Annotated in this window: 20 protein-coding genes; 13 read left to right on the plus strand and 7 right to left on the minus strand. The window is 67.8% G+C overall.

Annotation, left to right across the window (positions count from 1 at the left end):
• Positions 1-145 precede the first annotated feature (145 nt).
• From NMK44_RS40920 to NMK44_RS40930, 3 genes are all read left to right on the plus strand, one after another.
• Positions 146-1,948 carry a hypothetical protein gene (locus tag NMK44_RS40920; protein WP_254753132.1) on the plus strand — a complete coding sequence of 601 codons (1,803 nt, stop codon included), beginning with the start codon at positions 146-148 and terminating at the stop codon, positions 1,946-1,948.
• 12 nt (positions 1,949-1,960) lie between these two features.
• Positions 1,961-2,251: a hypothetical protein gene (locus tag NMK44_RS40925; protein ID WP_254753134.1), complete on the plus strand. Its 291-nt coding sequence runs from the start codon at positions 1,961-1,963 to the stop codon at positions 2,249-2,251.
• 532 nt (positions 2,252-2,783) lie between these two features.
• On the plus strand, positions 2,784-3,365 hold the full coding sequence (locus tag NMK44_RS40930) for a recombinase family protein (RefSeq protein WP_254753136.1): 582 nt from the start codon (positions 2,784-2,786) through the stop codon (positions 3,363-3,365).
• A 47-nt stretch (positions 3,366-3,412) separates the two neighbouring features.
• Here the strand turns inward: NMK44_RS40930 and NMK44_RS40935 are convergent, their stop codons facing one another.
• From NMK44_RS40935 to NMK44_RS42865, 3 genes are all read right to left on the minus strand, one after another.
• Positions 3,413-4,144: a helix-turn-helix domain-containing protein gene (locus tag NMK44_RS40935; protein ID WP_254753138.1), complete on the minus strand. Its 732-nt coding sequence runs from the start codon at positions 4,142-4,144 to the stop codon at positions 3,413-3,415.
• 10 nt (positions 4,145-4,154) lie between these two features.
• Positions 4,155-4,376 (minus strand): hypothetical protein, encoded by a 222-nt coding sequence (locus NMK44_RS40940; RefSeq protein ID WP_254753140.1) that lies wholly within the window; start codon positions 4,374-4,376, stop codon positions 4,155-4,157.
• Positions 4,377-4,866: 490 nt separating this feature from the next.
• Positions 4,867-5,682 carry a helix-turn-helix domain-containing protein gene (locus NMK44_RS42865; RefSeq protein WP_374215420.1) on the minus strand — a complete coding sequence of 272 codons (816 nt, stop codon included), beginning with the start codon at positions 5,680-5,682 and terminating at the stop codon, positions 4,867-4,869.
• A 96-nt stretch (positions 5,683-5,778) separates the two neighbouring features.
• Here NMK44_RS42865 and NMK44_RS40945 point away from each other — a divergent pair, with 96 nt between their 5' ends.
• The gene (locus NMK44_RS40945; protein WP_254753142.1) at positions 5,779-7,044 is read left to right on the plus strand and encodes a NucA/NucB deoxyribonuclease domain-containing protein; all 1,266 of its coding nucleotides are present in this window, start codon (positions 5,779-5,781) and stop codon (positions 7,042-7,044) included.
• Positions 7,045-7,109: 65 nt separating this feature from the next.
• Positions 7,110-7,793 (plus strand): DUF6461 domain-containing protein, encoded by a 684-nt coding sequence (locus NMK44_RS40950; protein ID WP_254753144.1) that lies wholly within the window; start codon positions 7,110-7,112, stop codon positions 7,791-7,793.
• A 310-nt stretch (positions 7,794-8,103) separates the two neighbouring features.
• On the opposite strand, the gene NMK44_RS40955 is transcribed toward NMK44_RS40950, so the two are convergent.
• Positions 8,104-8,577 (minus strand): DUF6233 domain-containing protein, encoded by a 474-nt coding sequence (locus tag NMK44_RS40955; RefSeq protein WP_254753146.1) that lies wholly within the window; start codon positions 8,575-8,577, stop codon positions 8,104-8,106.
• A gap of 106 nt (positions 8,578-8,683) precedes the next feature.
• On the opposite strand from NMK44_RS40955, the gene ku reads away from it, so the two are divergent.
• Positions 8,684-9,577 carry a non-homologous end joining protein Ku gene (ku, locus tag NMK44_RS40960; RefSeq protein ID WP_254753148.1) on the plus strand — a complete coding sequence of 298 codons (894 nt, stop codon included), beginning with the start codon at positions 8,684-8,686 and terminating at the stop codon, positions 9,575-9,577.
• Between the two features lie 98 nt (positions 9,578-9,675).
• Here the strand turns inward: ku and NMK44_RS40965 are convergent, their stop codons facing one another.
• Complete coding sequence (locus tag NMK44_RS40965; protein WP_254753150.1) at positions 9,676-10,335, minus strand: HNH endonuclease family protein; 660 nt, start codon at positions 10,333-10,335, stop codon at positions 9,676-9,678.
• 1,119 nt (positions 10,336-11,454) lie between these two features.
• On the opposite strand from NMK44_RS40965, the gene NMK44_RS40970 reads away from it, so the two are divergent.
• The 5 genes from NMK44_RS40970 (at position 11,455) to NMK44_RS40990 (ending at position 14,179) form a co-directional block, all read left to right on the plus strand.
• Entirely contained in the window at positions 11,455-11,727 is a 273-nt protein-coding gene (locus NMK44_RS40970) for a hypothetical protein (protein WP_254753152.1), read from the plus strand.
• Between the two features lie 335 nt (positions 11,728-12,062).
• Positions 12,063-12,431, plus strand: coding sequence for a hypothetical protein (locus tag NMK44_RS40975; RefSeq protein ID WP_254753154.1), 369 nt, complete (start codon positions 12,063-12,065; stop codon positions 12,429-12,431).
• Positions 12,428-13,093, plus strand: a complete 666-nt coding sequence (locus NMK44_RS40980; protein WP_254753156.1) for a nucleotidyl transferase AbiEii/AbiGii toxin family protein — start codon at positions 12,428-12,430, stop codon at positions 13,091-13,093. Before NMK44_RS40975 ends, NMK44_RS40980 begins: the two co-directional genes overlap by 4 nt.
• Positions 13,094-13,398: 305 nt before the next feature.
• The gene (locus NMK44_RS40985; RefSeq protein ID WP_254753158.1) at positions 13,399-13,560 is read left to right on the plus strand and encodes a hypothetical protein; all 162 of its coding nucleotides are present in this window, start codon (positions 13,399-13,401) and stop codon (positions 13,558-13,560) included.
• A 214-nt stretch (positions 13,561-13,774) separates the two neighbouring features.
• Positions 13,775-14,179 carry a hypothetical protein gene (locus tag NMK44_RS40990; protein ID WP_254753160.1) on the plus strand — a complete coding sequence of 135 codons (405 nt, stop codon included), beginning with the start codon at positions 13,775-13,777 and terminating at the stop codon, positions 14,177-14,179.
• Positions 14,180-14,605: 426 nt separating this feature from the next.
• On the opposite strand, the gene NMK44_RS40995 is transcribed toward NMK44_RS40990, so the two are convergent.
• Entirely contained in the window at positions 14,606-17,239 is a 2,634-nt protein-coding gene (locus NMK44_RS40995) for an ATP/GTP-binding protein (protein ID WP_308358819.1), read from the minus strand.
• Between the two features lie 183 nt (positions 17,240-17,422).
• Between NMK44_RS40995 and NMK44_RS41000 the strand changes: the two genes are divergently transcribed.
• Positions 17,423-17,668: a hypothetical protein gene (locus NMK44_RS41000; protein WP_254753162.1), complete on the plus strand. Its 246-nt coding sequence runs from the start codon at positions 17,423-17,425 to the stop codon at positions 17,666-17,668.
• On the opposite strand, the gene NMK44_RS41005 is transcribed toward NMK44_RS41000, so the two are convergent.
• Positions 17,632-19,464: a zeta toxin family protein gene (locus NMK44_RS41005; protein ID WP_254753163.1), complete on the minus strand. Its 1,833-nt coding sequence runs from the start codon at positions 19,462-19,464 to the stop codon at positions 17,632-17,634. The genes NMK44_RS41000 and NMK44_RS41005 overlap by 37 nt on opposite strands.
• Positions 19,465-19,601: 137 nt before the next feature.
• Here NMK44_RS41005 and tap point away from each other — a divergent pair, with 137 nt between their 5' ends.
• Positions 19,602-21,725 carry a telomere-associated protein Tap gene (gene tap / locus NMK44_RS41010; protein ID WP_254753165.1) on the plus strand — a complete coding sequence of 708 codons (2,124 nt, stop codon included), beginning with the start codon at positions 19,602-19,604 and terminating at the stop codon, positions 21,723-21,725.
• The last annotated feature ends 2 nt before the right edge of the window (positions 21,726-21,727 follow it).

Genomic DNA, 21,727 nt, shown 5'->3' on the forward strand with positions numbered 1-21,727 from the left:
CGGCGGTGACGGGCGGTACGACGGAGGAACACGTCACGCGGGCCTTCGCGATGGCCTGCGAGGCGGGGTCGCGGCTGCGCGCGGTGGTGGCGGAGACGGCGGTACGGGTGGCGCTGGAATGCGCCCGAGAGAAGGGGACCCGTCCATGAGCGAGATCGGCGGCACGACCGACGCCCCGCCCCCGCCCCCTCCGCCCCCGGAGCCGCCGACGGACGCGCCCCGGGACGGCGACGAACCGAAGGAGGAGGCGGGGGCGGCGGACGCCAAAGCGGCAACGGACACGAACACAGACTCGGATACGGATACGGATACGGCCCCCGTCGCGCACGCCGCCGAACAGCCGTTGGACGGCGACCACGTCCCGGACCCGCCGCCGATGGACGCACCGCAGGAGGCCGAGCCCGGGAACCCGTCCGAAGCGCAGCCGCCGGCTGCCGACCAGGAACCCACCACGCCCGGGACCCCCCGGGACCCGGCCACGCCCGAAACGCACGAGCCCACCCCCCAACAGCCCGAAACCCCCTCCCCGAAGCCGACCGACACCCCACCGGAAGAGCCGGCTCCCGAGCAGCAAACCCCGGAACAGCCGGAGCCCCAGAAACAGGAGTCAGAACCCGAGCCCGAGCCCGAGCCCGAACCGGAGCCTGAGCCTGAGCCTGAGCCCGAACCGGAGCCTGAGCCCGAACCGGAACCGGAGCCCGAGAAGCAGCCCGAGCAGGAACGGGAGCCGGAGCCCGAGGCGGAACCAAAGCGCGAGCCCGAGCCGGAGGCTGACCCGGAACCGGAGCGCGAACCTGAGCCAGAAGCGGAGCGCGAACCCGAGTCCGAACCGGAACCGGAACCGGAATCGAAGCCGGTGCCCGACCACGACCGGGACCATGACGCGGGCCCGGAGTCCGAAGCCGAGTCGGAGCCCGTTGCGGAACAGGACCCCGAGCCTGAAGGGCAACGCGAACGCGAGCTCCGACCCGACCCGGAACCGGAGCAGCGCTCCGAGGCCGAGCCCGACGCGGTTCAGGACACGGTTGGGCAGGCGACGCCTCCGCCCGACTCCGGGCCCTCACCCGACGACCCGACGGGCACCAACACTCCGCCCGACCAACAGGCCGCGGAGACCGGTGGCGAGCCGGACCCCGGTACCGAACTCGCCCAAACCATAGGTACCGTGGGCGAAGGCACGGTTAAGATCGGAGCAGCCCTGGCCGGAGCCGGCGTGGCCCTGGTCGAAGGCGCCGTGGATCACCTCGAAGAGCGCGCCGAGACCGCTTCTCTCAACGCGCACTCCGGCAATGCGACTGCCGCAGTGGAGGGTTCCGACCGTCCTCGGGCCGAGGGGGACACCGCCGCGGACGGTGCGGAGGAGGTTTCCGACGACCCTGCCCGGCAGCCGGAGGCGGACACGCTGTCGTCCGAGCAGGTTGATGCCCGGATGGCGGAACTGAGGAGTGAAGGACATGCGCCGGGCCGTCACCTCGATGTCTCGGACGAGGCCTTGCAGGCGCGGCTGGGCGAGGTCGTCCCCGATGAGAACGGGAACCCCAAGGAATACGGCCCCGGTTCCTTCTACCCCGGCCTGCTCAAGTCGCAGAACAACGTGGACCCGCTGAACGGCGAGACGACCGACGCGGTGACCAACGGTGCGCACCGCGTCGGCGCGTACGCCACCCGCTTCGACAATCCGGAGGACATGGTGCGGGCGGACGCCTACTTCCGGGCCGAGATGGAGCGTACGGGAGAGAACGCGGTCGAGACTCCGATCGAAGACGTACTGGGACCGGGCGCTGAAGCGAACTTCACCGGCTTCTATCGGGATCCGGCGGATCCGACCCAGTTCAAGCCGGTCGACTTCGAGGGTGGGACCATCAAGCCGGTGTATCACGAGAGTCCGGAGGGCGGAAAGGTGCTCCACACCATGTTCGCCAACCCGGTAAGAGGACGTCATCCGTAGAGGAGCAGATGTATGGACAAGCGCTTCGAGGGTTTCCTCAGTACATACCTGGATTTCGAGCAGGGATACGACACGAGCGGCTACCTCCGGCGCACGTTGATGTCGTTCAACGAATCCTATGTGGGGGCAGTTCGTGAAGGCCTCCAGCATGCGCTTCAGGACGAATCGTTCGGTCCGTCGGAATATGAGCGGCTGACCAACATCGAATTTCCGGACGTGAAGAGCCTGCGGGCCTATCTTCAGGCGCTCTACGCCTACCTGTTCGAGGGTGCCGAACAGCAGCCCACACCGCCGGAGGAATAGGCATGAGCACGGGGGAGCGCAGCGGCGGCGACGGTCTGGCAGACGGGGTGTTCGGGGGACCCTATGGGTTTCGTCAACCCGTGGGGGCGGGTTGGGGTTCGTAGAAGGTGCCGTCGCGGAGTATCGCGAAGAGCACGTCGGCTCGTCGTCTCGCGATCGAGGCCGCCCGATTCGGACGGACGGCCGAAAGTCGATCAGGACTTCTCGTCGGACCGGGCGAAGGCCATGACCGCACGCAGCGCAGATGTCAGAAACGATCCTTTCCCGGAGGAAGATCGGAAAGGATCGCCGGAACCGGCCCGGAGGCCCGATCGGTTCCCAGAACCTGTTCTCACGCAAGCTGTGACGGACCTCTGTTCCGGGAAACGTTTGTGAAAGGATTTCGGGCGTGACGGACCCTCAGGCCGCCTCCGGAAGCGCCGCCGACGTCGAGCGCCACGACTGCCCGCGTTGTGGTGTCCAGCCCGGTTCGCCCTGACGATCCCGTTCGGGCGCCGTCGCCGGGATCTACCACACCGGCCGCTTCAAGAAGGTGCCCCGACTCGCCAAGCTGCTGCGGGTGCCGATCCCGGCCGACCGCGGTCCCGGCCGGCCCTGGCGGCCCGGTACCCCGCCGCCTGCCGCGCCCGAGCCGGACACCTCGGGCGCGGACATCCGCATCGGGTATGCGCGGTGCAGCCACCTGACCCAGGAACTCCAGTCGCAACTGGACGCGCTCAGCGCGCACGGCATCCCCCGCGACAAGATCTTCTCCGAGAAGATCAGCAGCCGGGTCCGCGTCCGCCCCCGGTTCGAGGCAGCTCTCACCCTCGCCCGCGAGATCAAGGCCCACGCCCCGCACTGCCGGGTGCTGTTCACCGTCTACGAGATAAAGCGCCTCGGTCGCGACGCCGCCGAGCTCACCGCACTGGCCGACCACCTGACCGCTCACGGCCTGGTCCTGGAGATGCTGGCCGCGCCAGGCGTACCCCGAAGCCGTCGAAGCGGCCCACGCCGACTTCGCCATCCTCCAAGCCGAAGACCCCGACCGGTCACTCTGAGCTACTTGTCACTTCGTGGCAGCTTCGGGAGAACAGGGCCACGACGACCAGCCGGGCCCCCTATCTGGTCCTGACCAGTAGGAAGCTGGGGAGCCCGGATGGGGCAGGACATCGACTTCGGCTAGCTGGCCTGTAGGCCTCCCTTGGGAACCGACGCTTTCTCGGTTGCCGGGGGTCGATGGAGAACCACTTGTACGTCCGTGAATTCGGACCGCCAGGACTCCGCTCGCAAGCGAAACCCCTGTTGATGTTCCACCGCCGCATAGTCGGAGTCGTCTCGTCCACGATCTAGCTCACGATGGCGCCATGCGCGCATCCAGGCTCGTGTCCACTGGGCGTGCTCCGTGGGCGGTACTTCGCAGACTTTGAGAAAGGCTGCCAGCTGCCGCCTGGACAGCATGGTCTTGCCGTGCACCATCCGCAACAGCGTGGTGTGCGGCAGCTCTCCGTGGTCGCCGGCGCGACGCTCCATCTCATCGATGGGCATCGCACCGGCCCTGTAGTACAGGTGCTGCAGAGCCGTGACCATGTCCGCGGGCTCACGGACCAGGTGCAGGGGGACTGCATTGCTCCGAGGGTGCGTCTGGCGGTATTCGCTGTAGCGTGCCGCGCGCCACAGGCGCCGAGCTTCCTTGGCAGAGGCTCCGCACGCCCGGGCATACGCCTCGGCGACTGGCAATTTTGGGATCCGCTCTCCAGTCGTAGCCCGCGAGAGTGTCGCCACGCTGAACACTGTCCGCTCAGCCATCTCGGCGTAGGTGATCCGAGCGTCTTTACGCTGCTTGCGCAGCCACTCCGCGAGCTTCCGCAGTGCCAGGTCTGGAGTGGCGATAGAGGTTTCCGGACGTCCCACGACTCCTCCCTCACGCACTCTGCGGAAGGGCTTCGCCCTGAGTGAGTCGGTGACCGACGAGGCCTCCCCCGATCAGCACCTCGGCGATGGTGCCGATCGGCATGCCCTGGAGAGCCAAGAGCCCTCCGATGATGGTGATCACAATGATCAGGACGCACTCCGTGCCGGTCAGACCGACGGAGGGATTCTGAGCAGGTATGACACACGGACGGTGCCAGCGGTTCTTGTTCATTCGGCTCCTTGATCGAGCGCCGCCTCCTGATGTCATGAAGGCGACCTACGGGTGCACAACCAACTAGGCGACTGCAATCGCCTTTTGGGCATGTTGGCACTAGATCTGGCGGGACCGCTCCTGTTGTTTCATCCGTACCTCCGTACGGCAAAGTCCCCGGAGCCAAAAGTACGTCCGGTAAGAATAGGCAATAATCCTGACCTGCAGGTTTCAGCGAGTCGCTTGTGTCGGTGGCGACTGGTAAGAGTTTTTGTTGCACCGGCGTCCTGATCGAACTTGTTCCGTACGATCCGGGTTGCGAGGCTGATGACATCGGGTTCTTGGCACGCTGCGACATCCGTGCCCTGCGTTTCTCAGCTACGGGTGCACAACCTTGGCACTGACGCAGAACCTCGCGGTATGTGCTGCAACGCGTGCCGCTAACCGTGAGGGGTCAGGCTCGTCTGGGCCTGACCCCTCACGGTCGTAGCGCTACCGCAGGCACTGACTCTTACTGCCGACTGCCACCGGCGGATGTTCCTGGCTTAGCTCCCCGGGCCGGAAGGTTCTGATCTTCTGGACCAGGCACGAGCGAGGTCCGTCCCGCCTTGAGTTCTGGTACGTACTTGTACAGCGTCGTCCGGGAGACATCGAGCAGTTTCGCGATCGAGGTAACGGGTTGTCCGGACGGGTCAACAGGTCGCGTGCGTGTCGGATCTGCTCGAGCGTCATGGTCGGCGGGCGGCCGAATTCTCCCCGACCTCTTGTCAGCAAAGACCCGCGCGCACCCGGCGGCCTCATAGGCAGCATCAGGTAGTACTCGCTTCCTGATCGAAGGTTCGGCAGGCCAGAGGAAAGCGGGCCTGTCCGTACGCTCTGCGCACGGACGGGTTGTGTCGTGGTCACCAGGTAGAGGGAGAGGCCCCGCCAGGCGAAGAAGGTGGTGACCGCGGACACAGGCAGGGCTCCACTGCGGGACTGTGCAGTGTGACCCGATGGTTTCCGGGAGAGGATCCGGTCGTTTCGCTGGCGGCTGATCACCAGAACCAGGTGACCGCCGCGGCGCTCGGAGAAGGTCCGCAAGCACATCCCGGTCGGCCGCCGCCGGCTGCGGCTCGGCCCCGATGCCGTCGACGGTGACCCGGCAACAGGGGGCAACACTACCGCCGTCGTCACCGCCCAGGTCCGTGCAACGCTGGGCCCAGACCTCGCTGACCTCGGCTCGGACGCCGCTCGCACGCCCTTGCTGTGACCTGCTGGCCGTCCGGAACAGTACTGGATCAAGCCAGTTCTCCCGGAATGCGGTGTTCCATTGCTTGAGGTTCATAAAATCACCACTTGAGCCTTATGGATCACTCAAGAGGGGGGACTCTTGCAGTACTTACGATCTTTCAGACGAGGTCAGAACCGGAGTGTGCGGTCCGTGACCGCAGTGCTGATCGGTCTGTCCAGTGCTTTCGCCCTGGGCGCCGTACCAGCACAAGCCGGCCAGGCCGCGGTCGGGGGCAAGCCCGCGGCGACCGGGACACCGCTGGTGCCCGACCAGCGTCCCCAGCCTGCCGTGCAGCGCGTGGACCTGGGTGAGCTGGCGACTGGTGAGCGGTGCACGCCCACCCCGGCCTCCTCGTCTCTGCGCGCGCAGGGGGTCGCGGAGACCTGTACGAAGATCGTGCGGTCCACCACAACCGCTGCCCTGGTGGATCCGCCAACGGCGTCGTGCAGGACCAACCGTCCCGGCTACTGGACGTACCAGCGTCTGAGCTCGTGCATGAAGGACATGGAGACCACGTTCAAGCTCAAGGACCGCCGAGGCAGGACCCTGGGCACCGGCCGGATGAAGGTCAACACCTCGATGAAGCTCAGCGCCTCGTCGGGGACCTGGAACGAGAACATCTCGGTGAAGCTGGACAAGGTCACCGGGCAGGTCAGGAAGCTCAACGTCGCGTTCGACGCGAAGTGCACCTCGGCCTGCAGCATGAGGAAGAAGTCACCCTGGAGCGGAGCAAAGACCCTCACGCTGGGGGAGATCGCCAAGGGTAAGGTCACCTATGGGGCCACCCCGCCGTCAGGCCGCAAGGACTTCCTGACCACGAAGTACCACATGAACGTCACCATGCCCGGCGCCATCCCCGTCCAACCGAACGTCAACTGGGACAACCCGCGCAAGATCCGCTGCGACAACCAGATCACCGGAAGCCCCGGCTGCGTCCACGCCGACGTCCGGCCCAACCTTGTGCTGTCGCTCAGCAGGTACGGCGCGGCCGCCGCAACCTATCTGTGGGCCCAGCAGAACCTCCCCGATGGCTGGGGGTACCGGACGCCGCTGCGCCGGATGGCCGGCGACAGCGAGCCGCACCGGAGGAAGACCTGCGGAGACCGCAGCAGCGACCCGTTCGTCCCGATGCCCGACCATGTGCCCAATGACTCCTGCGACGAATTCCCCTTCGCCGCCACCCACGAAGGCGGCAGGGACGGGGCGCTGTGCGCGGACATCCTGCCCAAGTTCGAAAACGGTCAGTGGCAGGTCTACGAGGCTCGGACGGACAAGCCGGTGAAGATGACCGAGCAGTGCGTCAGGGGCCATGTTCCGCTGGACGACAACCGGGATGCCGGTGGTGAACTCGGACGGTTCGCCAGCGGCCAGCGCGTCCTGGACACGGAGAAGTACACCCTGACCATCACCAACTGACCCACTATCGGCCACACCAGCCGGGCCCCGGGCAGCCGCCCGGGGCCCGGCCCGATCATGGAGCCATGATGAGCATCGACCACGACGACGCATGGCAATGGGCCACCGACCCCCGAACGCCGACGTTCTGCATCACCTTCACCCGCGGCGCAACTCCCCAGGACGTCATCGCGGCCTATGGAGCCGACCCCACCCAAGCCACCGTCCTCACCCCGGCCCAAGCCATCGAAGCCTTCCCCGCCGGCACGGCCGGCACCGTGCTACGCGTCGGCGCGCTTGGCCGCTGGTCTTTTTGCTACGAGAACCGCGAACCGGAAGGCTTCAAACCGGCGGTTCTCCACAGGCTCTCCCACGCCACCGAGACCATCCAGGTCTTCAAAGGCGGCGACGGCATGAACGGCATCGAACGCCTCCAGGCCGGCCACACCACGGAACGCTTCGAACCAGGCATGGCCACCGCACACGGCGACGGCCCCCATCTCCTCTTCGACCAAGCGCAGCGGCTCACCGCAGCACAGCCCCCACACACCCCCGCACTCCACACGGCACTCCGTGCTGTAGGCCAGTACATCGGCGCCGACCTGCACACCGCCACACTCAACGGCCCGCTGCTCACCGCCTTCGTCGCGGACGGCCACCGTAGCCCCCGCACTCCCGTATCAGCCCCCGGCCAACGACCGGCACGGTCATTGGGCCGCAACCTCGGGCCCGTCGAGCTACCGCCTCGGGAGTCCCCAGCTCCCAGCTGAGGAGGGCGCGGAGGCAGTTCTAGCGGACCGGCGCGCATCGCGGTTCCCTTGGCCGTTCTGCGCGGTTGGCTCACCCCTACGAAGTGAGTTGCCTCCTCGGCTGAACGGTGACAGAACCGTCCTGGCGCATCTGCCTACATTGCCTTCAGGCCGTGCTTGGGCACCCGTGGCGAGGAACATCGACGACGGCCGAGTCCTTCTCATGATCGCCCGGGAAGGAGGGTGAGCCCGTCGCCTGGTCGAGGACCCGGCTGAGGCCGTCAGGGACCACCTGGCCTGTCGCTCGGCGACGGCAGTGAGCGGCAGCGGGTCAATGTCGCAGGGCGCGGTCCGGTCGGCACACGTCACAGATCATGACCTTCCGGTCCGCGCAGAGTTCGACTGCCTCCTGGGTGGTGATGCGGGTATGGCTGTCCTGGGCCTGCCAGCAGTCACGGCGGTGCAGACGCCGGGAGGGGGAGTCCTCGCTGTACTGGTGGATCTTCTGCAACACCCACTGTCGGCCCGCCACCGCTCCCTCTGTCGGCAGCGTCGAGTACTCCTCACCTGGGATCGGCGCGATCCGCTCGGCCTGGACACTGATCGGGGTGGGCGCGCCCGTCGGCTTGGTCGCGCCATCGGCTGCTTCGTGCCGGGCCGGGAGGATGGCCTCGCATTCGTACCACCAGGCCCCGTCGCGTGAGCGGTGGCGGGAGGTCACGACGACGTCGAGCTCCTGGCCGTCCGGCAGCGTCGCCCGCGCCCATGGCCCGGCCTTGGACCGCCACTCCTCCTCCACACCCACCGTTCGATTCTAGTTCGATTACCGGGGTGCGTGTGGACCAGGGATGCAGCCGCTTCACCTCGCCTAAGCTGGACAGCCCCAGGGGGGTGCCCGTGGAGGTACTGTCATGCGCCCCGTGTGGTCCGGTGCCGTCTCGTTCGGCCTGGTGACGATTCCGATCAAGGTGTTCCCTGCCACCGAGGACCACTCGGTGTCCTTTCGGCAGATCCACGCCGCCGACGGCGGCCGGATCCGGTACCGCAAGGTCTGCGAGCTCGATGGGAAGGTCCTGAGTCAGGACGAGATCGGCCGGGCCTACGAGGAGAGTAAGGACCACCTCGTGCCCGTCACCGACCTCGAGCTCGACGAGCTGCCGCTGCCGACCGCGCGGGCGATCGACGTCCAGACCTTCGTCCCCGCGGAGGCACTGGACCCCATCCGTTTCGGACGCCCCTACTACCTCCAGGGTGACGGGGCCGTCGCAGCGAAGCCCTACACCCTGCTGAGGGAAGCCCTGGAGCGCAGCGACAAGGTCGCCATCACCAAGTTCGCGTGGCACAACCGCGAGCGGCTCGGGGCACTGCGGGTGGTGGGCGACGCCATCGTGCTCCAGGTCATCCACTGGGACGACGAGGTCCGCTCGGCCGCAGGGCTCGCGCCCGGCGAGGTCGAGATCTCCGACTCCGAGGTCGACGAGGCTCTTGCTCTCATGGATGCCATCGGGGGCACTGATCTCAGCCAGTACCGTGACGAGTACCGGGAAGCCATCGAAGCGGTCATCCAAGCCAAGACCGAGGGCCGTGAGCCACCCGAGACGGAAGCGTCCGCCGAACCCAGGGGCCGGGTCGTGGATCTGATGGCTGTGCTCCAGGACAGTGTGCGCGCCGCGAAGGAAGCCCGTGGCGAGCCGGCCGGTGGGGGAGAGGTACACGAGATGCCGCCCAAGAAGAAGGCAGCAGGCACGAAGACCGCAAGGAAGTCACCGGAAAAGAAGGCTGTCAGGAAGCGAACTGCGTCCTGACGACGCCCAACCCGCCGGGCGATCCGAGCCGAGAGATCGCGGTCCTTCCCGCGGTCAGGCCACCTCTGCTCAGACGGAGGCGACCTGACCGCAGGGAGTCAGCGGGCCAGCACGACTGTGATCTCCGCGTTCGGGCAGTCGCCTGCCAGCCGCTCCAGGGCGTCGACCTCCGCCGGGTCTGCCGTCAGTGCCCAGCGCGTCTTGACCGCCGTCCACTCGGTCACATACCGGCACACCGCTCCACCGTCTGACGGCAGCCATTCGGCCGGATCCTGGTCCGCCTTGCTGCGGTTCTCCCGCGCAGTCACGGCAACCAGAGCCCGTGAGTCCTCCAGGTCGTTGGCGTACGCCTGCCGCTCGGCCGGCGACCAGGCCGAGGCGCCTGAGTCCCAGCTTTCGGCCAGGGGAACCATGTGGTCGATGTCCAGGGCGCGGGCCGCCGTCTGGTCGGTGTCGTCGTAGTAGCTGTGCCACACGCCGCCGGAGATGCTGCACCTCGGGCCAACCGTCGGCGGCAGGGTCGCTTCCTCCAACAGCACTTCCGTGCGTGTGTTGCAACCGTCCCGGTCCGCGTCCACCCAGTGCCGGAATTTGTCGCGTTCGTACCCGTCGCGGGACTCGGCCGCCACTGGGAGGTCGGCGATGGCCTGTGTGAGTGTCGTCGTCACGGTGTCGCCGGGTTCCGCCGCAGCGGGCACAGCAGGGAGGACGAGGGCCGCCGCGGCGGCACCGACGACGAGTAATGCCTTCAGGTTCATCCGGCCAGTAGTAGCGGCGACCACCTGAAGGTCACTTGACGCAGCCGTCTTGTGATCTGGTACGGGACATTGGACAGACTCATCGAACTCCAGAGGGCTGCTGACATGGAGCCCGCCAAGTTCCTTGGCCCGGCGGCGACGAGCGCACCGCACGAATGGAACCTGGTCTCAGAGTCGCCTTGGCCATGCTCACTCACACTCCCTTCCCGTCGTCCGCGTCGACGAGGCCACCCCGCCCCGGAAGGCCGGTCCCACTCACCAACAGCGAGATCCAGCAACTGTTTTTTACGACGCTTGTCGTTCGACCCGTGCTCTGTGCGATGCAGCCCAACGGCTCCACTGGTCCCCGGGTGATGCCGCCACCGGGCCCGGTCATTAGTCATTCCTTGCCGCCGGTAGGCCGTGAACCAGATATGAAGATCACGATCTACAACTGGAGTAATGACTTCATAAATCAGTTTGTGTAAACAGAAAGTATCGGCGTGCCTTATTCCGGGCTCTCGCGCCTCAGGAGTCACATGTTTCACTTGCGTGTGCCAGAAAGTCATCACGACTACGGAAGAGTGATCATGAAGATCGCGCGACGACTCCTCGTAGGGGCCACCGCAGCAGCCTTAGGCATTCTTGGCATGTCGGCGGTACCATCAAAGGGTGCCGAAATACCGAAGGCCGGCGTTCATTCGGTGGCGTCGGTACAAGGGCCCACGGGCAAATGGATGGTACGCACCACTTTCTTCGCGAAGGACGGCTCGGACGTGCCCCTTCGACAAGGGACCGGGACGTGGGGGTACAAGCACATCCAGGAAGATCATCCGCAGCCCGATAGTTCCCTGTACGGCTGGATAGATGAGACCCTCGACAACGGGTCCCCAAGCCTGACCACCATGATCCCAGCAAGCGCGTCGTCAGGTGGCGCCTGGCCAAGGGCGTGATGTTCAGGGTGGTCTTCTCTGAAAAGGTGTACAGCGATTCTCACGACGGCCGACCTAGGGGCATAATCACTGCATTCAAGGAATGAGTGGTCCAGGGTTTAGGGGTTTACCAGTGGAACTTACGACACACGGCGGGCTGAGCCCGGACGAATGGCTCGCACAATTCCAGCGATCCGCAGAAGCCAGCATGCGCAGCCAGTTCGCCACGGAAGAAGATCGTGGCACCTTGCGTGAATTTGACTTCGCTAGCCGCGAGGACGGTGTCTGGGCAACCGTGTCGTTTTCCATGGTCAGCTGTCCCGGGATCACCTTCATCCGCAGCCAGAGGGTTATGCCTGACCTGAGTGCGGATGAGGATCCTGACTTCGCCGCGATGCTTTTCGGAACCCACCTCATCGAGTGGTTCTACACGAGGGCCAGGGGGAAGACCCCTGACGCCGATGGCATCATTCGGAACTGACCTGCGGATCGACCCCCTGGATCGCTGTCGAAGCGCTGTCTTCATCGAGCATTCGCGCCTCCAGCACGAGGAAATGCGATCCAGCCCGACCTTGCGTAGCGGTCTGCTGGCTCCGCTGGCAGACCGCTACGCGTTGTGCGGGAAGCCGAAGCCAAGTGTTCTGTCGGGTGGACACCGGGTTCCCCTATTCCGGGCCGGTGCAACACCCGGAGAACCGGTCATGCCAACCCGCGGCTTGCGACACCGGCGGCGATCCGCCGTAGGCACTGGACCCACGGGACGTCGCCATGACAGCGAGCTGCCTTCCCACTGGCGAACTGCGCCATACTGGTCCCATGTCCGCCCTGCCTGTCGCCGAGCCGTCGCCGTCCGCTGCCGAGGTGCTGCGGGAGCGCTACGCCCGCAGGTTGCCAGACTCGCTCGACGGGCTGGCTGGCCCGGCGCACGGCACGGTCCAGCTGCCGCTCCACGTAGCCTGGTCAGGGCTGACACAGTTTGATCTGGATCGGCCGCGGTCGCGGATGAGCATGTACCGCACCGTGCTGGCCGAAGGACAGCACGACGACCTGATCGGCCTACTCAATCAAGCCCTTCTGGTCGACCAGTGGCCGGTCCTGCGCACGCTGATCAGCCGCGCCATCCGAGACGTGTGGGAAGCGGCGTTCCCCGAGCTGGCTTCGGCCCGCCCGGCAGCCGCGGCGTGAACCTCAGCCCCCTTCACCGCCGGCTCCTCACCGACGTCCTGGCCATCGGCACCCCCTACCCGCTGGTCATCACCGGCGGGTACGCCGTCCAGGCGCACGGCCTGGTCGACCGGCTCAGCCAGGACCTCGACGTCGCCACGGAGAACCCTGCCCCCATGGCGGACATCACCCACGCCCTCACCGCCGGGCTGACCGACCGCGGCTGGCAGGTCAGAGAGATCGGCGTGGACCCGCTCTCAGGGCGTCTCATCGTCACCGACCCGACCAGCGGTGAAGAGTGCGAAGTCGACATCCTCAAAGAGGTTTTCTGGCGCCCGCCCACCGCCACCGAATACGGCCCCGTCCTCGCCCTGGACGACGTCATCGGCACCAAGGTCCGGGCCCTGGCCGACCGCGGAGCCGTCCGCGACCTCATCGACGTCCACGCCGCCTCCCACCACCACACCACAGCCGACCTCGAAACACTCGGTCGTCGCCACGCACGGGACGAGTTCTGCCTCGAGGACCTCCAAGCCCGCCTGGCGGGCGCGGAGTGGTACGAGGACGACGAGTTCATCGCCTACGGCCTCACCGAGGCGGACACAGCCACCCTGCGGGACTGGGCTCGAGACTGGGCAGACGATCTGACCCGACGCCTGCACGAAAGCACCATGGACGACTGACGGTATCTATAACGCGGTCGTTGACCTGTTTGCTGGGGCCGGTGGGACACCACATGTGGTGGTAGGCGGCCCTCCGTGCCCGGCTTGTTGAACGGGTTGTATGTCGGCTTCTTCGCAGCTAGAGGCCCCTTTTGACCACCACTCATGTAGTCGCGCACTCGAACAAGTCGTGGTCCTCCGTGTCTTCTACTGTCAGAGCCCCATCTATGCTTGGGGCGTTCCTTCGTGGTGTCTGTCCAACGCTTCACCATCCGGTGAAGGCCCGGCAGCCCAGCCGGGCTACCTCGGACGCCGCGGAGGCGCACATGGAAGGCAAGACGCCCGTCGACAACGGTGACGAGCAGGACGAGCAGGACGCCGCCGAGCGGCGCCGGGAGCGGCGCAGGCTCATCGGTCAACTCTTGGTCGACTGGTCGCCGTTACTCGCGGGAGTCGCCAACCTCGTGGTGCAGCACCTCTCCCGGTGAGGAGCGGTGAGCGGGTCGCAGCGACCGAAGGGCAGCAGTAAGCCCGGTCGGGTAGAAGGCGACCGGGCTCACTGGCTGTGTCGCGGACGGAGGGCCCTGGACCTGGGGTGCGACCCGGGAAAGGGGCCCTCTGCGTCAAGTTTTACGTGTCATCCGCGCAACTCGATCGTACGGGAAATAGCGCCCCGGTCTACAACCTGGGGTGCGCCGCCGTGTGACACTCGGCGGCGAGAACTTCGGCGAGTGCATCAACGGGACGGTCGATGGAGTCGTGGGGGCGGGCCGCGCCCGGGTCGAGCAGCACGCCGAGCGGGTAGCGGAGACCGCCTGCCACCTCGCGGACGTCACAGGTCCGGGTGGCTGGAGCACGGCGGCCGTCGAGGACGTCCTCGACGCCATCGACATCCTCACAGAGGCCCTGGGCGACGCCGGGCCGGAGCTTGCGCAGGCCCTTGCCGCCGTGGCGGCCGCGACCAGCAGCGCCCGCCGGCACCTGGGCATCGCCATGGATGACCAGCTCCCCGAACCTGCCGCTGCGGCGACGGTGGCCGCTGCGCGCCGGCGGCCGAAGCGGCGCGGCCTCGGGCCAGGCTTCCAGGGCATCCGTACGGCCCACTGACCTTTCTGAACTGCAGCTCGTTGACGAGGGCATGGATGTCAGCTCCCCCCCGGCACCTTCGGCGACTTTGCCGAGCCCCAGGACGCCTCAGACGCGATCGTCGACGAGGTACTGCGCCGCCGCCTCGATGTCCAGGCCGACCGACGGAAGACCCGCTATCTGCAGCGGTTCGAGGATCGAAAGCCGCGCCTGGACGAGAGCTACAGCACTACGCAGGGGTTGGCGGAGATCGAGGAGGCCGTACTGTGCCTGGCACTGGGACACGTGCTGGGGACGGGGGCAATGGGGCAGCCGGAGAAGTTCATCCAGGAGTCGATCCTGCGGCGGTACGTCCGCCCGTTCCGTCCGGCTGGAGCAGCTGCACGAGCAGCAACCGGCGCACCCCGGGCAGGCCGCGGCCGCGTCGTGGCCTGCCCCGCCGCTAGATCACCAGTTTCCCTCTATGTGAGCGCGTCGTGCGGTGACGAGGGTCCGCCACCGCTCGCGGGTGGCGTGCTGGCCCTCGAGCCACTGTGCTGGTGACGGATTCTCCAGTGGCAGGTCGGCCATGAAGTATGCGATGTCGGTGTAGTAGGCGAAGTCTCCGCCCCGGGTCAGGTCGCATAGGCGGGAGATGGTGCTGGTGAGTGCTTCCCTGTCGTCCAGGACGGCCTGGTGGAAGGCGGCGGCCAGCTCGAGGGTGGGTGCCATGGAGGTGAGGCCCGCGTCGTCGAGCTCGGTACGCAGGGCGCGGAGGCGGTCATCGAGTGTGGGGTGGCCGGCGTCGCGGAGGAGGGCGGCGATGGCCGCGTTGATGCCGGTGGCGCGCAGGTTCAGGCCTGCGAGGAGTTGCTCGGCCAGTTCGAGCTCGTCGTCGGCCTGGTGGGGGTCGAGGAAGGCGGTGGAGAGGGCGCGCAGGGCCTGGCAGTGTGCGGCTTCGCCGGATTTCGCGTGCTGTTCGGCTTCGAGGCGCCCGGCCAGGTAGGCGGCGGCCGCTCGGGCCGGCTCTCCCTGTACCCACCACAGGTCGCCCAGGACCCGCTGATGGCGGCCTTCCCAGCCAAGTGTCTGCGCAGCGGCGTGCGTGGTGGGGAAGTCCCCGGCGAGACGAGCTGCCTGAGCGAGGCCGCGCCGGGCGGCCTGGGCGAGGCGGCCACCGCCGTCGACGACCTGCTGGTAGCCGCGGCGCGATTCCTGACTGCGACCGATGTCCCGCAGGGCTTTGGCCCGGTAGTACACGGCCATGTCGTGCAGCTCGGTGGGCAACAGGTTGGAGTTGACGACAGTGGTGAGCCGGGTGACGGTGTGTGCGCGGTGTTCGTGTTGACGGCGGGCCAGGGTGCTGAGGGTCTCTACCAGCGCGTCGGCCGGTGTCCGCAGCGCGGCGGTTTCGTGGTCGTGGGCGGGCGGGGCGAGCGGCTCCCACACGGAGTCGCCGATGTAGCTGAAGGCGGCCTCGATGAGCCATTCCAGGTCGAGGCTGAAGTCTCTGGCCAGGCTCAGTCCCTGGCGCAGGCAGCCGATCAGCACGGCGCGGTCGCGCCGCGGCCCATCGCTCCACTCGTGGCCCAGCACGGTCAGGGCGCGTGTCGCCGCACGCTGCCAGTCCTGCTGCGACCAGCGGTCGTCGGTGCCGTCTGCAGCGTTGCGGATCGCGGAGCGGACCACCTGGTGGAGATGGAAGGGCCACAGCCCTGTCGGGTCCTCGCGGATGAAGGGGCGCTCGGCGAGCCGCAGTGCCGCCGCATCGCGGGGCAGGCCCGCTACCCGGGTGGCCAGGGACACCGAGAAAGCGTCCAGAAGGGATACCGAGCGAAGAACATGTCGTTCGTCGGTGGTCAGGTCGCTGACCGTCCGGGAGATCAGGGCGGGGAAGTCACCGAAGTCGTCCGCCTGCGGCACCCGGCCGCTGCGCCGTATTTCCAAGAACCGCATGACGGCCAAGTCCAGATACAGGGGCAGTCCATGGGAGCGTGCGGTGATCACGTGCCGCAGGCTGGCGTCGATCAGGGGCTGTCCGTCGCGGGCGAGGCGACGGGAGAGGTGATCGTCGCAGTCCTCGGGGGAGAAGTCGCCGATCAGGATCTGGCGGCCCGCGGGCCCGCTGTGGCTGCGGGAGCCGGGCACGTGGGGGACGAGGCCGGGCCAGGCGTCGGGGCCGGTCCAGTCGAGTTGCCCGTGCAGGTCGTCCTCGGCCCACTGCAGCCGGTTGCGTCCGGTGATCACGAACATGGCGTTGGGCATCAGCCACACGATGCGCTGCAGCAGCCGTTCGAAGTCCCGGTGGGTCCGGTCACCGACCTCTTCGAAGCTGTCGAAAAGGATCACCGGAGCGATCCGCTGGGCGGCGGGGAGCTGGGCTAGGTCCCAGGCAAGCAGGTGAGTGGCGAAGCTCAGGGTTTCCAGGTCCGGTTCTGCTTCCAGGATGTCGGCCAGGCGCGTACAGCCCGCCAGGGCCCGGACGGTCTGACGGCGCTCGCGCAGCGCGCCGACCAGTGAGGTGGTCAGCTGGCCGACGACGCCGCCCACGGTGCCGGGCATGGTCAGCGCCTGAGCGACATCCGACAGTGCTGACTGCATCTGCTGAGGGAGGTTGACCGCGTTGGTGAACCGGCTCAGCAGGCCACCGCGGCGCAGGTATTCCTCAAGTGGTTCACCGGGGTGGTTGCTTTCCCAGTGTCGGCGCAGCGCCAGATCGAACGCGGGCATGGGCCGGCCCAAGGTGGCGGCCGCCAGGCGGATCGACAGCACCACACGCTCGAAATCGATGCCGCTGGCTCGGGCGAGGTCGATACGCACCGGGAGGATACGTTCGAGCGGCCAGGTCGGCGCGTCCCACTGGGCAGGACATCCGCCGGGGTGGCTGAGCGAGGCCTCGATCTTGCGGGACAGGGTCGATTTCCCGATTCCGCCGACGCCGTGACCGACCACGATGTTGTGCCGGGGACTGTTCAGGTCCTCGACGTTGAAGGCGGGGCTGGCGATGCGCTGCAGATGGTCCGTGAGCGCGGCGACGACAGCCTGCCACTGAGCCTGGCGGTTGGTGAACGCTTCCTCGGCCGCAACGGACCGGTCATTCACGCCGAACAGCATCCGCAGATCCCGCGCCACGATACCCCCTGAAAAAGATCAACAACGGTATCAACCTATGTGCCCTGGCCCCTGCCTCGCGCCGCCTTGCTGTAACCCGCGTCGGAGGTCGCGCGGTCTCGGCCAGGGACAATGGCGCTCCATGGCCCCGATACCCGAAGGAGACACCCCGCTTTGTCTGAGCATGTGACCCCCGAGGCCGCCGAGCAGCTCGTGCAGGATGTGAGCGCCTGGTACGCGGAACAAATCATGAAGGAACGGCGAGCCCCCGAGCCCGACACCGAGCTCCTGACGACCCTGAAGGAGCAGTTGGCGGCGTGCGCCGCCGACCGGGAGGCGCTTCAGGACGCCGGCCCTCAGGAAGTGGCCGAGATCGCGGTCCGCTACGCGGCCCGCGCCAGTGAGCTGGACGGCAAGTAACCGGGCCCCTGATGGAGGGGGACCGGCAGCGGCGCCGAGGTGAGCGTGGAGGCGAGGCTACGCGGCTGTAGGTGAGCTGGCATCAGCGGCCAGGCAAGCGCGGCGATCTCGACCAGATCCGACCGGTACTGCGGCAGCTCGCCCTGCACACGCTGAAGCGTGGCGAGGAACTGGCCGGCTTCCGCCGATGTGTAGGGGAGCTGCTGCGCAGCCTCCAGGGCGTCTCCGCCCAGGGGCGGCCGTGCCCAGGTTCCGTCCAGGGTGCGCTCATTGCGGTACACCGCGGTCAGGTCCCGGCGAATGATGGAGACCGAGTCGACGGCCTGCGGCTCGCCTTCGGCCGCGCGCAGTACGTCGGCCAGAACGTCGAAGGTCGCATCGTGGGCTGCGGCTGAGGTGAACCGGGGGGTGCCGCCGAGGCTGGCCACCTCGGCGCACCGGGCCGCGGTGCCCAGCCGACTGTCCGCGGCACGCGTCGCCAGGACGATCACCTCCACACGGTAGCCCGACCGGTGGTGGCGGCGCGCGCTGTCGATCAGGTGGCCGACGCTGTCCGGGGCAATCTCGATCAGCAAGTCACCGCGGCGCTGACGTACGTATGCCTCGGTCTGGTCCTGCCAGGCCCGGTAATCGGCCCGGATCCGGGCCGAGGCGGTGCGCGGCTGCTCCTGAAGGAGACGGCGGTAGTCAGGGTGCGCCGCCTTGAACATCCCGCCCTCGATCCGCGTGGGCCGGCGACGGTGCAGCGCGCGGCGCAGCATGCGCGACGTGCGGGTCTTCCCGGCTCCCTGGGCACCCATCACGTACAGTACGACCGGCTCGTCCTGTGCGGTGATGTTGCTCAGGTACATGGGCACGATCAGCTCGTTGAAGACGAACGCGTGCTCGTCGGCGGACAGACGGTGGTAGTCGACCCCCGGCGGTATGGTGAGCGGCTGAGCGATGCGGCGCACCGGTTCGGACAGCGCGCAGGCCCGCTCCAGACCGCCGCCCACGGCCAGGCGTCGCTGAGCGGTGGTCACCGAGGGGTGCAGCTGCTGTTGCATGCCGGAGACCTGGCGGCGAAACCGCCAGGTCTCCGGCGCCGTCCACGGCCGCGCCCACTCCGCAACCAGCGCCTGGTGTGCGCCTGCGGGGTGCCGCCAACGGCCTTCCTCGGTCAGCGCGTTGTCGTACAGCACATCCAGGTCACGCCGGATGACCATGACTCGGTCGGCCAGCTGCTCGGCCTCGATGACTTCCACAGACTCGAGCAGGCGACGCGCGCACTCCTCGAGGTTGTCCCAGGAGATGTACCGGCCGATCTCCAGATAGCGGTCCAGCGCGCTCAGCTGCGTCACGGCCTGGGCCGTGGCCAGTACCACCAGTTCGATGCGATAGCCGGCCGCCCGGTAGGCGCGGGCCTGTTCCGGGTCGGCCACGGGGGCTTCCACCACCGCATCGAGCCGCCGGCGGCGTACGTACTCCTCAACCTCCGCCTGCCACCGCAGGACATCGGGACGGATCTTGACTCCGGCCGTCCGGTCATCGCTGCGCATGAGCTCGCCGTACATGGGGTGAGCAGCCTTGTAAAGATCGCGGCCGACCCGCACCGCGCCGCCCCGATGGTCAAGGACCGCGTGCAGGAGGTCGATGAGCGTGGACTTGCCGCTGCCCGGCCCTCCGGCGACGAGTACCACCACCGGCTCTTCCTGGGGGACAGCGTCCTTGGTCCAGGTCGGCAGGATCCAGGACGCCAGGATCTCCTCGTGCTCCTGCTCGCTCAGCACGACCGGTATGACGTCCGCGTCCTTCACCGCATTCCCCTTGAGTTCGCCTGTCCACGCTTGTCAGCCCGTCAAGGTCACCCTAACAGGAAGATCAGAACAGGTTAAAGAAGTGGGTTAAATATGGGGGGTAGGACTGCTAGTGTGCGAGGTGGAGGTAGACGGATATGGCAACCGAGGAAGAGCTGTTCGCGTCGGTCGATGCGCTACTGGAGGAGGAGCCTCAGCTCCCGCCCCCGGCGGAGCGAGCCCGGCTGCGTGAGGCCGCCGGCATCACGCAGGCCCGCCTCGCGGTCGCGTTGAAGACATCGACACAGACGGTGAAGAACTATGAGAACGGCCGCTCCGAGCCAAAAGAGCCGCGCCTGTCGGCGTACCAGCGCCTACTGAAGGGCTGGGCGGCGAAGTATCCTGCGTACGGAGCTCCCGCCGCTGCACCCGCCCCGGCCGCCACGTCCCTGCCAGATCCGGCTCCGGAGACGGTCACCGGCCCGGCCGCACCGGAAACACCCTCGCCGCAGGCCTCCGCCGTCCAGGCCGCCCCCGAGCGCCCAGCCCGTCCAGCAGCCGCGCGCCCGGCGACCTCGCGCCGCCCGGCCGCGAAGATGGCGGCCAAGCCCGCCGTCGACCCGCGCTACCCGCACGGCCCGCTCGCAGTCCTGGACGGCGACGGCTCCGCGTACGGCGTCGACGGGATCGTGCTCGACTGCCCGGCCACCACCGTGCCGAAGCTGGTGGACTGGACACTCAAGGAGTCCGGTCTCGGCGCGGCGAAGCTGCACCGCAACGGCAAAGACAGCGACCCGCTGATCGTGCTCACCGCAGCCGCCGCCGTGAAGCTCGGTCTCCCGGAGCGCCTGGAGGGCCACGAGCAGCGCCGCTCGCTGCGCCTTCCGGAGGACCACCCCGTGGTCAAGCAGGTCACGAAGGCGAAGTGGAAGCTCACCCAGCGCGGGTTCGGCCCGTGGGCTCGGATCTACCGTCCCGCCCAGGCCGGACAGCGGCAGTGCGTGCAGCTCGCCGTCCTCTCGTGGGACGCGCTCGATTCCCGGTCGTGGCCGGGAGTTGCGGAGATGGAGCCGGCCGACGTCGCCCGCGTTCTCGGTGTCTACGCCCAGCGCGTCATCACCCCGCGCGGATCGACTGCCGTCTCCGGGCTGGAGCTGATGACCGCGCTGCGCCCGCCGACGCGGGCCGTACAGGACAAGGCGACCGGCAACTGGGTCTCCGGCCATAACCCTGGCTCGCTGGGCACGGAGCCGATGGACCCGGCGCCGCCGGAGGCCACCCAGGAGCACCCCGTGGTCGTGAACAGCGGCTGGACCGGCGGCTTCCTGGATGAGGAGGCGTACCAGTGGGTGCGGTCGGTGGACCTGCTTTCCGATGAGGAGTGCCTGCTGCCCTTCGCGGTCGGCCTGGATCTGAACACCGCGTTCCTCGCGGCCGCCGCCCGGCTCACGGTCGGTCTGTCCGCCCCCGACCACTTCCATCAGCCGACCTTCAACCCGAAGATCCCCGGCTCCTGGTTCGTGAACCTCTCCCACGTTGAAGTCGACCCGTGCCTCCCGTCGCCGTTCACGCCGACCGGCGAACGCCCGACTGGCCCGGCCTGGTACCAGACGCACACCGTCGCCTACGCCCAGGAGCTCGGCTACAACGTCGCCCCGATCGAGGCGTACCTGAGGCGCGAGACCGGCGCGTACCTGGACCCGTGGCACGACCGGCTCAAGACCGCCTACGTCGACACCCTCGCCGACCTCGGCGTCACCAAGGACCTCACCGACGCCGAGTTCCTGGCGGCAATGGAGCGGCACAAGGAGGTCGACCCGGCCCTGGCCGCCGTCCTCGCCGCCATCAAGGCGACCGTCAAGGGCGGCGTCGGCAAGCTCCGTGAGCGCCCGCAGGGACGTCACTACAAGGACGGCGACCGGTGGCCGGCCCTGGAGCGCCCGACCTGGCGCCCCGATATCCGCGCCGCCGTCATCAGCAAGGCCCGGGTCAACATGCACCGCAAGCTCAACAACATGGCGAAGATGACGGGCCTGTACCCGCTGGCCGTGCTGTCCGACTGCGTCGTCTACCCCTCGCCGGGAGCCTCGCCGCTGGACTTCCTGCCGTACGCCGCCTCTGGCAAGCCCCAGCCCGGTGGGTTCCGCCTCGGGCCCACCCCGGGCCTGGCCAAGCTGGAGGGCGTCCAGGAGATGGCCTGGGCGGTCGACCTGATGGAGCAGGGCTTCAACCCCGCACGCCACATCAAGGGCGGCGACGCCGTCATGGACGAAGGCGAGTAACC

Source organism: Streptomyces cucumeris, assembly GCF_024295805.1.
GTDB classification, from domain to species: Bacteria; Actinomycetota; Actinomycetes; order Streptomycetales; family Streptomycetaceae; genus Streptomyces; species Streptomyces cucumeris.